Raw genomic sequence first — 13,935 nt, 5'->3', positions numbered from 1 at the left:
ATTCTTTTGTGTTATTTGAAACGGGTAGGAGTTTTTTTTATGAGTAAAAGTTTCAAGAAACTAGTTGGAATTTTATTGTTTTTAGGCATGGCGGCATCCAGTGTAATTGCAGCCGACCTTCCAAACCTTGACAGGACCGACAAGGTCCATGACCGTCGCTACCAGGACTCAGTCAACGTTTACGGCCGACGTTCTATTCGTCTGAACCAAAGTGGTTTTAGACCGCAGGATTACAAATACGCCTATGTGGCCGACCCAAAGGCCACCAAGTTCTCTGTCGTTGACGCCAAGACGGGGGCAGAATCCTTTAGCGGATCATTAAGCCTAATCCGTTCTAACGCCATCAAGCCAAACATTTGGATTAACGGAGCTTTTAATTCTCTTGAAAGCGTTTATGAATTCGGCGATACGACGGAAACAACCAATACAGAAAGTCTCTATAGGGCGGACTTCACCAAGTTATCCCCTACCACACCTGGCGAATACTTTGTCGTGGTGGGAAACGATACTTCAGCGACCTTCCATATCCATCCGTCTATATACAACGCCATTCTTGAAAACTCTCTGAAGTTCTTCGGCATTCAACGTTGCGGAAATACGAAATCCCATTTCCATGGAGCATGCCATCTGCAGGACGGTTCTAGAGTAGGCCATGACTTGACAGGTGGCTGGCACGATTGCGGTGACCATTTCAAGGTTGCAGAAACCGTAGGCTATGCCTCATACGTTTTATCCATGGTCTACCTCACCTACCAGGACAAGGCCGAAGACCGTTACGGGAACTCCTATGCCGACACGGTGTTTACCGATGGCATTCCCGACGTTCTGTACGAGGCCAAAGTCGGAACCGATTACATCATGAAGCTCTATAACGCTTCTGTGGAAGATGGTCTCATTGAAAAAGGCGATATGTATCATACCGTGGGCATGAGTGACTTTGACCATGCCTTCTGGGATTTGCCCGAACGTCAGGACAAACAGTCTCAGGCAAAAGGTGGTCCTGATCGACTGGTTCTCAAGGACATCGGAACGAACGTTGCCGGCGTTTATGCAGCGGCCCTGGCCAACGTTGCCGCAGGCTATAAAGTCTACGACCCCGATTATTCGGATTCCCTCCTGGAAGCAGCCAAGACAATCTATTCCAAGATTGTCAAGCCCACATTCATAAAATACGGAAGCGAAAAGGAAGGGGAATTTTCAGAAAAAGCCTGCGCTAGAAAAGGAAAGGCCACTTTCTACAAGACCGATCCTACCGATCCAATCCAGTTTAATGGTAAGGGTTACTACTCCGGCATGGGTCTCTGCGAAGACGATGCGGCAGCGGCCGCCACCTCTCTTTGGTACGCAACCGGAGACACGACCTATAAATATGACTTGTTCAACAACAAGGAACTGAATGTCAATAGCCATGCCGTATATGACCTAGCCTTCTTTGAAGCTGGTTATCTGGGAACAGGTCCGGGTTTCAACAATTCCTGGGCAACAGACTATCAGAATCTTTTTGCCTATGTCCTGTTCTCGATCCAGAAATTGATTCTTAACGATCCGCAAGTTACAGCCAAGTACAACATTTCTGAAACGGAACGAGATGCACTCACAAAGCGAGTCATGGCCGCTTTCCGCAAGCAGATCCAAACAAACACTAGCGGAGATTCCACCGCAGTCACCTATCCGGGATCCGCAGGAGAACCCAGAGAAAGCGAGACTAAGGTTCAAGTAACACCGCCCTACAACCTGGTATGGCCAGGCTTTGACTGGGGTGTTGTCCGTTACAATATGGGTTCGGCCGTCGCTGTGTTCCTTCTTTACGAACTGATGCAGGATGAACGCTACCTGAGAGTTTCTCTTGACAACATGTATTATGCATTAGGTGCAAACCCCTGGGATATTTCTCTGCTACTGGGCGCTGGCGACAAGAACCCGCAGCACCCCCATAACCGAGCCGCCAACCCCGATGGATATAATGCAGGCGCAATGCCCTACAAGTACAAGTGCCCCATCGGCGCCCTCATGGGAGGACGTGAACCCACAAAGACATTGATTGAAGACTGGAGCAAATTCACCTCTACAGAAACTTGCATTGACTTCTCTGCACAGCTTCTCTTCCCGGCTCAGAGTTTGGCACAAACCTTGCCCATCGATGCAGAAGGTCCGCTGTTCAGCAACATTGCAGGCACTCCGATTTCTGACACAGAAGCCATTATTAGCTGGGACGCAAACGAAGTCGCCCTGGTAACCGTATTCTACAACACCTCCCCCGATCTTTCTACCGCCAAGTCCGTGCAGCAATCAAAGGCAACCAAGGGCGGCGCCATTACCTTGGAAGGTCTGACCTTGGGTGAAACCTACTACTTCTTCCTGGAAGGTATGGACACCAAGCGCAATATGACCACCGATGACAATCATGGACAGTGGTACCAGTTTACCATGACCAAGGCCGCCACAACGATCAGCGGCGTAACCATCTGCCAGGTCGACAATAGGAGCGCAAAGATTTACTGGTGGTCTTCTGACCGCATGAATGGCGTTGTCAATTACGGCACCTCCATGAGCGCCCTGAACGAAGCTCAAAATGCAGAAGGCGGAGCTGTTCTGTTCCACGAAGCAAAACTTACCGATTTACAGCCGGGCACGACATACTACTTTACCGTTTCTTCAGGCATCACCACCGATAACAACGGCGGCACAGGTTACAGTTTCACAACGGATTCCTACGCCACCTACGCCGACCTGGAAATATATATCAAGCCCAGTTCCTACCAGGCAGAATGCACCAACTGGCAAGACTGCCATGAATTCTTCATTTCTATATCCAACAACGATTCCATCAGCTTCCATGATTTTGAAGTCAGACTCTATCTGGGTAAATCGTCAAACTTCCAGGTAATCACCTGGACTCCCCTTACCCAGAACTGGAATGGCAATGGAACCATGAAATCGATCAAGGAGATTTCTTTCGGAAACCCCACTCCTACAAATGGCGAGTACTACCTGCCCATTACCATCAAGGATACCTTGAGCGTTTCGGGCCAGATGATTTTCCAGGTCAAGTTTATGGATGGCGGAGCCACCTTCAAGGACTTTGATGGCGGCTGGTCCCTCATTCCCCATACAGCAAGCAGCGACCCGGCCTATTTCGCAGGCGTAGACCTTACACAGGCACCCTACTTCACCGCCCAGGAAACTGAAGCGGTGGAAACCGATGCCAACGGCAACAAGGTTATTTCCTACGTGGAAGACCCCTACATCGTTGTTTACTATCACGGCAAGCATATCTACGGCTATGGCCCCGACTACACTCCGGAAAATGGTCCCCAGGTCAACCGCACCGTAGCCCTGAATTTCACCTCGCCCTTTATCAGCCCCCATTATTCTGTTGAAACAGTTGACTCCGCAATCTCCTATGTGGGATCCAGCACCGTAAGCCCCACAGGCTTCCTGGATGACCTGGAAATGAATGGAGTCTCCCAGGACTTCGTATACGACGCCTCTCCGCGTACCGACTCCTTCATCTTCAAGAAGGATTCCATTCTAGGTTACGGTAACAACTACGTAGAATGGGTCAGCTGGCACAACCATGGCGCCAATAAGAGTTCCCAGAATCAGTATGACTGCGCCTGCGCCATCTATAGGACCAACGTAGAAGTCGACACCATTACAACCCCGCCGGAACAGCGCTATCTTGTTTTTGACAAGAAGCAGTATGTTACCTACAAGGGCGAAAATGGAGCCCACAAGGCCGAAGTTCACGTATCCCTGCTAGACAGTACAATGGCCCTTATGGATACGGTTAGCATTACGCTGGAACTGACTACAGACAACAATACGGTTCAGTTCTATGCCACCTATGATGCCACAATCTCTATTACCAGCATCACCCTGATTAATGGAGAAGCCACATTCTATGTCGCCTCCAGCATTGCAGACACGACCATAATGTATGCCCGCAGCAGTGGCGGCTCCAAGATTGAGTACCAGCCAGCCTCTGCGGAACTATTCATTCAGGATCTGCCGCCCTGGCCCATTATCGAAGTGGCCAAGATGGTAGACACCGATTGCGACAACAAGCCAGACGCATTGAACATCACCCTGTCAAAGGCTTACGACGACAGTGCCTCCTTCATCGAGGTCAGATACCTTTATAAGTCCGATACCCTTACAACAACCAATATCGTCAGCCAATCCGGAAAGGACATTGTCCTCGCTCTCAATATCAGCGACACCACAACGAACACGAATCCCTCCGGATACATAGCCCTCCTCTCTAACTATAAGGGAGAAATCAAGAACGAGGAAGCTCAATACCTAGACGGTATCGCACCCACTTTGCTGTCAATCTCCGTTCTGGAACGTATGGACACCGCGAAAACAGATAAGGTGTACATGAAGTTCAGCGAACCGATTTCGGCCCCCGGCGAAATCTGGCCCATCCAGCTTTTCGCAACGGATAAGTCGACTAAGGCAGAGGCCCCCACCGTCTTGTTCTCTCAGCTTTACAACGACTCCTTGAACGTTTGGGAATTCGAAATTGCCTTCAACGCTGATGGCAGTTCCGCCGTAACAGAAGGCATGTTCGGCCAGCTGTTGACCACCAGTTCCATTACCGACAAGAGCGGCAACAAGGTATCTGAAGTCTGCGGGCAGCCCATCCTCCCCATAACTCTGAAGTTACTGCCAATCCCGCTGCAGTATGCAGTGATTTCCGACGCAGACGAAGACGGCTCTGCAGAACATATCGACCTGCAATACTCCCGAGCCATGGACAGAAAACACATTCCTGACCAGATATCCATTATCTTCGGCAAGGCAAAGCCGGAAACTCTGTGGGTTGCAGGCACCTCCCTGACCTTCACTCCGGACAGTCTCTACGCAAGCCTGAATCTCCCTATTCCCTTCAGCTACGGTAACACAAGCGGTCCTTATGATGGAGGAACCATCGGGATGAACAATGCAGGTAAGGTTGCACAGCACCTCGGTTCAGACGCATCCTACGAATCAAACGAAATTCTCGCAAAGGATTCTGTCGGTCCCGTGTTCGTGTCCGCACACCTCACAAGGACAGACAAGTTTGACCTGCTGGACATCGAAATTAGTGAACCGGTAAATATCCACGACATAAATCAAATTTTCTATCGCCAGAAAAATGGCGACGCGGATTCGGCAATCTATCAAAACACGATTCAGTCTTGCGCGCTACTCGGCGGAAATTCTCATATACAGGGAATCTACCTGCAGAATGACAAGATTACCATTAACGACGGAAGTCTGCTCCGTATGCAGCCCAAGGAATTCAGCGCCCTGGTGGACCAGAACGGAAACACCCCCTCGCTGAACAACCCCTGGATTCCTATTTCTGGTTCTGGTAATCCGACCATCAAGTTTGACATTCACCTCCGCGAACAGGTGACAAGACCCCTTGCTACCGACTTGAGCCTTCCCGGAAAGTCCGGTATAAGATTCTATGCACTTGACGTAAATACAAAAAAATTAGACCTTATAGAGAACGGTCAAATCGTTCAAACAGGAATCAGTCCCGATCTTCTTCGTGGAGCCATCTGGGAAATCGAGATGGAAGTCCCCCGTGGAGCCTCCACTTCGGAATCTGCAGCATGGGACGCACTCACATTCAAACTTAACATGCCTATCTACTCCAACCTGGGCAGCTATGTTAACCGTTCCCTGGTTCGGTACGTCTTGACTCCCGACAAGCATCTGTCAACTGCCGGCAAGATAAAACTCTACCTGGAATGGCCCAATATGGCAGTAACAGGCCTTCAGTCTGAAAATGGACGCTCTGTGGGAACAGGTGCCTACATATTCAAGGCTCAGATAGACTACATTTTCACACCGAACCTGTCTAAGGATAGTAAGACAATCAGCAGATTCAATTACAAGGATTCCTACGACAAAACCGAAAAGTTTGGTGTAAAACGAGCAAAATAAAATGTCCGAGATTATCTACTCAGATTCCCCATACTTGTTAATTCTATCGGCAATAGCACTTGTGCTATCCTGCTATTTTCCGACAATGCTCGGAAACAAGATGACGGTTCAGCTGATACCGAAGCCGCTCCGTCGTCTGATCTTGATTAACATCGTCTGGAACCTGTGTAGTATCATCGGCATTCTCTTTTTTAGCGGAATCATGGAACCCGGTTCATCGGCTCATATCGGGCGCCAGATTGTATTCGGGATCCAGGCTCTCGCCTGGATTAGAGTCGGTAATGAATGCTACCATATTGGAGAACAGGTATCGTTCAAGAAGCACGAAAAATTCCGCACCCTATCCAACACCATCGGAACTATTATCATCCTAGCATTAACTCTATTGCTAGCGATTGCTCCCGAAGCTTTGACCAGTTTGACTTTTTGGGAAATCCAGCCGTTTAAGGAACGTCCAATTTTCATTGCATTCGTTCTTATATACATGGTCTTCCTGTTGCCCAGCTACATAGCCGTCATTTATCAACTGGGACGAAACGGACTCAGCTCCATCAACGTCGTGGCGGCCAAGACCAGTTCTTACATGGGTGTGTCCTTCGCTATCATTGCGGCTCTGGCCTTCTGTTTCGACATCATCATTCCCTTGCTGAAGGGAGTCTATACCGGCCCCGAAAAATTCATACCGGGCACAACGCAGCTCATGATCTGGAACCAGTTCATGGCGGTATTCCTCACTCTTCTTTGCGGTCAATACTACACCTCGGTATCTTATAAAAATAAAAGTTCCTACTGGTTAGTTAACAAGCTGATCAGCAAGATGGAAGAAGGCATCATCTATTTCGATGACAACGGACAAATCGAGCATGCCAACCAGGGCGCCGCTAAGTTGTTAGGAATTTCCACGACCAACATGAAAGGTCGCTCCATCAAGAGTATCTTCCCGCCCAGTCTGGAATTCTTCAAGGAAACGGTCTACAACGACATTCGCATTACCATCAACGGCGAGACGCACTCTTTCAAGATTCATTTCTTCAAGAACAGTCAGACCTTGACCACCGTGCTGAACATCGCCTTTTTTGTAGACCAGTCAAAGACCTTGCTCCTACAGCAAAATTTGAAGACGTTGAACGACCAGTATGTGGAATACACTCACGACCTCGTCCGTTACCAGGACCGTCTAAATAGAGAAGCCAGCATCAAGGCCGAAAAGGAAAACGTCCTGAACACCTTGATTAACGCGCTCCCCTTTAGAGTGTGGTACAAGAACGAACTGGGTGTCTACCAGAAACAGAATCAGCTGGATCTAGAAAAGAACGGTGCCCGCGAAGGCGCCAGCGATGACGCTCAGGACATTACCAGTTTTGAACGGGATGCAAGAGAACTGGGCGAAGTCCGCGTACACCCATCCATCGAAGATAAGGACGGCAAGGAGATTACCCAGGACGAAGCCAACGCGCTGGCCAAGAATGGGGAATCCTACGGATTCTTCGACAACATGTACATTCCTATTATCCAGGGCAAGGCCCCCTACAAGACCCTGTGTATCAAGGTGGACATGACGGAACAGCGCAGACTGGAACAGGAACGAAACATGCTCCGCGAACAGAAGTTCATCCATTCCCGCCTCGAAGAATTGGGTACTATGTGCGGTGCATTCGCCCATGACTACAACAACATTCTCGGTTCCCAGATTGGTTTCTGCCAACTTGCCCAGGAAATGCTTCCCGAAGGACACCAAGCCAGCATGTTCATCGCCGAAGCCCTGAAGGCCGCCCAGCGAGGCAAGACATCCCTAGAAGAACTGTTGAACGCCATCCGCGGAAACGCCAGCGCTGCAACGCCGGCCATGGTGTTCTCTCCCTACATGATTATCGAAGATGTGGTTAAGAAGGTTTCGCTGACTCTTCCGCCCAACATTACGCTGAACAGCCGAGAACTGGACCACAGCCTAAAAATCAAGGGCATCGTCGCCTCTTTGGACCGCATCATAAGCAACATGGCCAACAACGCTATTTTCGCCATGAAGAAGACCGGAGGCACCCTGACATTCACCCTCCACCAGGCAATTCTGGAAAAGGAACTGATTACCCCCTATGCGCCCCCCGTACCGGCAGGACAATACGCCCAGATGGACATTTCGGATACCGGCAGCGGCATGGATTCGGGAACCCTGGAACGCATATTCGCCCCCTTCTTTACCACCAAGGCACCGGGCGAAGGCCTGGGATTGGGCCTTTCTTCGGCCCTAAGACTGCTAAAAGAGGGAAATGCGTACTTCACTGTGCATACAACCTTAGGTAAGGGCACAACTTTTAATCTATATTGGCCTTTGTATATAGAAAGTGAAACTGAAACGAAGAAGGAGGACTAATATGTCCACTATTTTGGTTATCGATGACGACGAACAGTTCAACCTGATGTTGAAATCCGCTCTTGAAATCAAGGGCTATTCCGTCGAAACAGCCTCTAACGGCAAGGACGCCAAGGCCCTTTACCAGAACAAGACTTATGACGTGATCATCACCGACATCATCATGCCGGATGTTGACGGTTACGAAGTCATCCTGGACCTCCGTCGCCTGAACATGAGCGACCGTACCATCGCCGTTAGCGGTGGTGGCAGAACTGCAGCCGACGACTATCTGATTACCGCACAGCACTTCGATGTTGCCGCTACCTTCAACAAGCCGGTGGACCTGCAGGCTCTCCGCGCCAAGGTGGAAGAAATCATCAAGGCTCACGCCTAATCGGTTGTTTAGGTTTAGTAGTCCATGAACATCCTGATCGCTGACTTTGATCAGAAATTTATCAGCGACATCCAGCGTTCCTGGTCTGTAGCAGGCACCAACCTGCGTACTTGCAGTACCGAGAGCGAACTCATGCCTATTGCAAAAGAAGGCTCGATAGACCTTGCGTTTATCGAGGTTCCTTTCTTGATGCAAGACAATATGGATATGGTGAGCTACCTCAAGGAACGCCACCCGGGAATTGAAATTTTTGTACTGTGCGATGACCGCAACTGGCAGGGAGCAGCCAGCGCCATCACCCGCGGAGCCAACAGTTTCTTAAAGAAACCCGTAACGCTTTCGCTACTGGAAAGCACCGCACAGAAAATCCAGGCTCAGCTTCAGAACAAGTCCAACAACCAGCTCATGGAGTCTCAGGTGCTGGACAGCCTTTTGGGCAACACTCCCGAAATGCGAAAGATTCTGAAGACGGTCTACAAGATCGCCCCTACCAACAGCACAGTCCTCATCACCGGCGAATCCGGTTCCGGCAAGGAATTCCTGGCCAACGTGGTACACCGCTACAGCAAGCGAGCCAACGAGCCCTTCGTAGCCGTAAACTGCGGAGCCATTCCCGAGAACCTTGTGGAAAGTGAATTGTTCGGTAGCAAGAAGGGAGCCTACACCGGCTCTACCACCGACAAGAAGGGCTTGTTCGAATCCGCCAACGGAGGCACGCTCTTCCTTGATGAAGTGGGCGAACTTTCTCCTGCGACCCAAGTCAAGTTGCTGCGATTCTTGCAGAGTCATGAAATTCGCAGGGTAGGCGAAACCGAAGCCCGCTACCTGGACGTTCGCATTATCGCCGCCACCAACAGGAACCTGCAAGACCGCATGGTCAGCGGAAATTTCCGCGAAGACCTGTACTACCGACTGAACACGTTCCATCTGCAATTGCCGCCCCTTCGCGAACGAAAGGCTGCGCTTCCCAACCTGATTAAATACTTTATCCTAAAGAACAAGGAAAGTCAGGGCAAGGATATTGTAGATGTGGAACCGGCGGCCTTGTATGCCCTGACCAAATACCCCTACCCCGGCAACATCCGTGAACTGGAAAATATTCTGGAACACGCCATCGTGCTATCCGAGGGGGGCATCATCCGTTTCGAAGACCTCCCCGAAAACGTCCAGAACGTTTCCCGAGAAGCTACCGTCGCTATTCCCCATATCAAGCGGGAAGCAGACAGCGAGACTGAAGAATCTGCTGAGCAGAATGCCGCCACGGAATCTATCGATTACGGAACGGTGGTTTTCAACGCCCCGATCAGCCCCATTGCCATCGCCCACGAAAGCAGCCCCGCAACGCCGACTGTCGCCGCCCCCGCAGCAGCACCCGTCGAAGAAAACGACGACCTGATTACCCTCGAGGAAATGGAACGTCGATATATCCTTCGTGCCCTCAGCGTCTGCAAGAACAACAAGACCCTGGTCTGCAGCAAACTAGGCATCAGCCGCGCCACCCTATGGCGCAAGCTTAAAGACCTCAAGATTGAAATGAACGGGGAAGATTAGACTTCAACGAGAGTTGCCACCAGGCAGCTATCCTTGGTGTTACCGCTTCCATTAAAATCAATGTCCTGGGAACGTTTCCAGGCGGTCTGTGCGTTTCCATGTACAGAAGCCACCGCATCCCGGACATCGCGGGCAAAGGCGTTCAAATTGAATTCGCTGTAGTTGGAACTGACCATGAAAAAGCCACCCTTGTTCAGGATGGTCGCACAGTCTGCAACCAGCGGCATCAAGTGTTCCCTGACGTTAAAGTTCGCACCCTTGAATCGGGCAAAGCTGGGCGGATCCAGAACGATGCCGTCGAACTTGAGGCCTTTCTTCTGAGCCCAGTGAACGTACTCGATGGCGTTACCACGGAAGAATTCTCCCGGGCGCAAATCCAGTCCATTCAGCTTAAAGTTCTCGCGGCCCTTGTCCAGAATCTTTCCGCTAATGTCGGCATTGGTAGCGATTTCAGCACCGCCGAGGCGTGCATGAACAGAGAAAGAACAGGTATAGCTGAACAGGTTCAAAAAACGCCTGCCAGCACAGCGTTTACCTATTTCCAAGCGCACAGAACGCATATCCAGGAAGAGTCCCGGATTCACCGTATCCAGCAGGTCGATGTTGAATTGGGCAGGTCCTTCGTGAACAATTCCCACGGAATCAGCAGGAGAACCAACTAGGACCTCCATAGGGGCGTTTTCGAGGGATTTTCCAGCCCGAGAAAGGCGTTCCTTAACCACAAGGCATACGGGATTAAAAATGTCTGCTATGGCCGTGGCAACGGCCTTTTTCTGACTCAACAGTTCAGGTCCAAAGAACTGAATCTGAAAACGGTCGCCAAACTTATCCAGAGTCAAGCCGGGAAAGCCATCTGCTGCCCCATTGACAACACGATAGGCATCCGTCACATCAAAGAGAGGCGAACGTTTTTCGTGGGCTTGCAGCAGAAGATTCTTGAAGTCGGCCATAGAACAAATAAAAAGGAGCCCACAGGGTCTCCTTACTTATCCATAGTTTTGATCTGATTGACGAATTCGTCAACTTCCTTGAATTCGCGATAGATGGACGCAAATCGCACATAGGCGACCGCATCCAGTTTCTTCAGTTCCTGCATGACCAGGTTACCGATCTGATCGTAAGTCACTTCGAAATTTTCGGTAACGGTCAAGGCGTTTTCAACGTTGATCGCCAGCTGTTCCATATCAGAAACGGAGACAGGACGTTTCTTGCAGGAGTTGATGACTCCGCGAAGAAGTTTTTCGCGCTGGAACGGTTCATGTTCCCCGTTGCGTTTGATAACAGTCAAGGGCTGAAGTTCCACGTACTCACGAGTGGAGAAGCGGCGACCGCATTCCACGCACTCGCGACGGCGCCTGATGTAGGAACCGATAGCGCGGCTATCAACGACCTTGTCGTTATCTTTCTTGCAAAACGGGCAAATCATATTGGTATTGAGGTATGAGGTCGGGCCTATGGCCCTAGAGGAGTGAGGTTCCGAAGATAAAACAGAGATTTCACACTTGCTTTACCCCAAAGCCTTGCGCAGCAAGGCGAGCTCACACCTCGAAGGCGCAAAGCGCCGCCCTCACAGCTAGTTATTCTTCTTGAATTCCTCTACGTTAGCCTTGTATTCAGCCAGGTATTCCTTGGCTGCGGCAACAACGGCTTCCGGAGTGTAACCGAATTCCTTTTCCAGGACGCCAGCCGGAGCGGAAGCACCGAAGCGTTCCAGACCGGAAACCTTACCAAAGCCACCTACAACCTGAGCGAACAGCAGCGGGAGACCGCTGGACTTGGCAAACACCGGAGTCCACGGAGTGATGACGGAGTCGCGGTATTCCTTGCTCTGGCTCATGAAGAGGGCCGGGCTAATCATAGAAACAACGCGAACCTTGAGGCCTTCGGCACGGAGCACTTCAGCAGCGTCGTGAGTCAGGAGCACATCGGAACCGTTAGAGACGAAGGTGAGGTCCGGACGGGCGGAACCGCAGTTATCACTAACAACGTAAGCACCCTTGCGGCACTTGGCAGCTTCAACCTTGCGATCGCCGGGGAGAGTCTTCACGTTCTGGCGGGTCAGGATGATGGTAGTGGGGCTATCGTTGTTTTCGAAAGCCATTTCCCAGGCAGCCACAGTTTCAAAAGCGTCAGCCGGACGGAGGACCAGCATTTCAGACTTACCGTTAGCCTTCTTGAGGCCTTCCAGAAGACGAATCTGAGTTTCGTGTTCGATGGGCTGATGAGTGGGACCGTCTTCGCCAACGCGGAAGCTGTCGTGGGTGTACATAAACTTAACAGGCAGACCCATGAGAGCAGCCATACGGAGCACCGGCTTCATGAAGTCGCTGAACACGAAGAAGGTGGCGCAAATCGGGTAGAGACCGCCGTGGAGGGCGATACCGCAGCAGATAGCACCCATGGTCAATTCTGCAACGCCAACCTGGACGAAGCCGCCCTTGAAGTCGTTAGCGCGGAAGATACCGGTCTTGTTCAGGAAGGCCTGAGTGTTATCGGAGTTAGAAAGGTCAGCAGAAGAGCAGATGCAGTTCTTCACATTTTCAGCCAGGTGGCCGAGGATGGTACCGGAGGTAACGCGAGTTGCAACGCCTTCCTTCAGTTCCAGACCGGAGAGGTCGATCTTCGGAGCCTTGCCGGAGAGCCATTCCTTGAGGGTTGCAGCCTTTTCAGGATTTGCAGCGTCCCAGGCAGCCTTGGCCTTCTTCCAGGCTTCAACTTCCTTGCGGAGTTCGGCCTTGCGGGCTTCGAATGCTTCTGCAACTTCGGGGAAAATTTTGAACGGATCAGCCGGATCGCCACCCAGATTCTTGACGGTAGCGTCGGTAGAAGCACCAGCGGCATTCAGCGGCTGGCCGTGAGTGGAAACAGCACCTTCGAAGGACTTACCGTCTTCAGCAATGGCACCCTTGGCCATGGTGGTGTGACCAATCACGATAGTGGGCTTTTCAGTTTCTGCCCATGCTTCCTTGAAAGCCTTACGGAGAGATGCAATGTCGGAACCATCAGCCACGTCGATAACGCGGAAGCCCCATGCTTCGTACTGCTTCTTGAAGTCGTGGCTCATCACGTCTTCGCAACGGCAGGACAGCTGGACCTGGTTTGCATCGTAGAAGAAAATCAAGTTAGAGAGTTTGAGGTGACCAGCAACGCGGCCCACGCCGTAGGCGATTTCTTCTTCGAGACCGCCGTCGGAAACCAGGCAGACCACCTTGTGGTTCAGGATGTCGCCGAAACGTTCCACCATGAAGCGTTCTGCAATGGCGTTACCCAGGGCAACTGCATGACCGATGCCCAGAGGACCACTGGAGTTTTCGATGCCAAGAGCCACTTCAACTTCCGGATGACCGGGAGTACGGCTGTTCAGCTGGCGGAAGTTCTTCAGGTCTTCCATATTGAGCTTACCCTGGAGGGCAAGTTCGGAATAGAGAAGTGCAGACATATGGCCCGGATCCATGAAGAAACGGTCACGAGCTTCCCAATTGGGGTTTTCAGGATCGAAGCGGAGGAATTCTGCGAAAAGCAGGCTGATAGCATCAGCTGCACCCATGGCTCCACCCGGATGACCGGACTTAGCCTTCTGCACCATGGCAGCGGAAAGAATTCGAACGTTGTCGGCCGCTTTAGTAACGATCGCGTCTTGCACTTTTTTACCTCTCTCTATATAATAGGCGATGAGCCGCCCTTAAAATTTGAG

7 protein-coding genes are annotated in these 13,935 nt (G+C 51.0%); 4 read left to right on the top strand and 3 right to left on the bottom strand.

What is annotated here, in order from left to right; genetic code table 11:
- Positions 1-39: 39 nt before the first annotated feature.
- The 4 genes from BUB94_RS07205 to BUB94_RS07190 all read left to right on the top strand — a co-directional run bounded on the left by BUB94_RS07205 (position 40) and on the right by BUB94_RS07190 (position 10,241).
- A complete protein-coding gene (locus BUB94_RS07205) occupies positions 40-5,943 on the top strand; it encodes a glycoside hydrolase family 9 protein (protein ID WP_073235560.1) in 5,904 nt (1,967 codons plus the stop codon).
- Positions 5,944-6,028: 85 nt separating this feature from the next.
- Positions 6,029-8,314, top strand: coding sequence for a PAS domain-containing sensor histidine kinase (locus BUB94_RS07200; RefSeq protein WP_073235557.1), 2,286 nt, complete (start codon positions 6,029-6,031; stop codon positions 8,312-8,314).
- Between the two features lies 1 nt (position 8,315).
- Entirely contained in the window at positions 8,316-8,690 is a 375-nt protein-coding gene (locus BUB94_RS07195) for a response regulator transcription factor (RefSeq protein WP_073157234.1), read from the top strand.
- A gap of 24 nt (positions 8,691-8,714) precedes the next feature.
- The gene (locus BUB94_RS07190) at positions 8,715-10,241 is read left to right on the top strand and encodes a sigma-54 dependent transcriptional regulator (RefSeq protein WP_073157238.1); all 1,527 of its coding nucleotides are present in this window, start codon (positions 8,715-8,717) and stop codon (positions 10,239-10,241) included.
- Here the strand turns inward: BUB94_RS07190 and BUB94_RS07185 are convergent.
- From BUB94_RS07185 to BUB94_RS07175, 3 genes are all read right to left on the bottom strand, one after another.
- Positions 10,238-11,191 carry a class I SAM-dependent rRNA methyltransferase gene (locus BUB94_RS07185; protein ID WP_073235554.1) on the bottom strand — a complete coding sequence of 318 codons (954 nt, stop codon included), beginning with the start codon at positions 11,189-11,191 and terminating at the stop codon, positions 10,238-10,240. The two genes, BUB94_RS07190 and BUB94_RS07185, sit on opposite strands and share 4 nt — an antisense overlap.
- A gap of 32 nt (positions 11,192-11,223) precedes the next feature.
- Positions 11,224-11,667, bottom strand: a complete 444-nt coding sequence (gene nrdR, locus BUB94_RS07180; RefSeq protein WP_073157245.1) for a transcriptional regulator NrdR — start codon at positions 11,665-11,667, stop codon at positions 11,224-11,226.
- A gap of 147 nt (positions 11,668-11,814) precedes the next feature.
- Positions 11,815-13,884: a transketolase family protein gene (locus BUB94_RS07175; RefSeq protein WP_073157248.1), complete on the bottom strand. Its 2,070-nt coding sequence runs from the start codon at positions 13,882-13,884 to the stop codon at positions 11,815-11,817.
- Positions 13,885-13,935: the final 51 nt, after the last annotated feature.

Source organism: Fibrobacter sp. UWH9 (assembly GCF_900129715.1).
Taxonomy (GTDB): Bacteria; Fibrobacterota; Fibrobacteria; order Fibrobacterales; family Fibrobacteraceae; genus Fibrobacter.
Note: the sequence above shows the minus strand (reverse complement) of the source record. Positions and strands in the feature narration are given on the sequence as shown.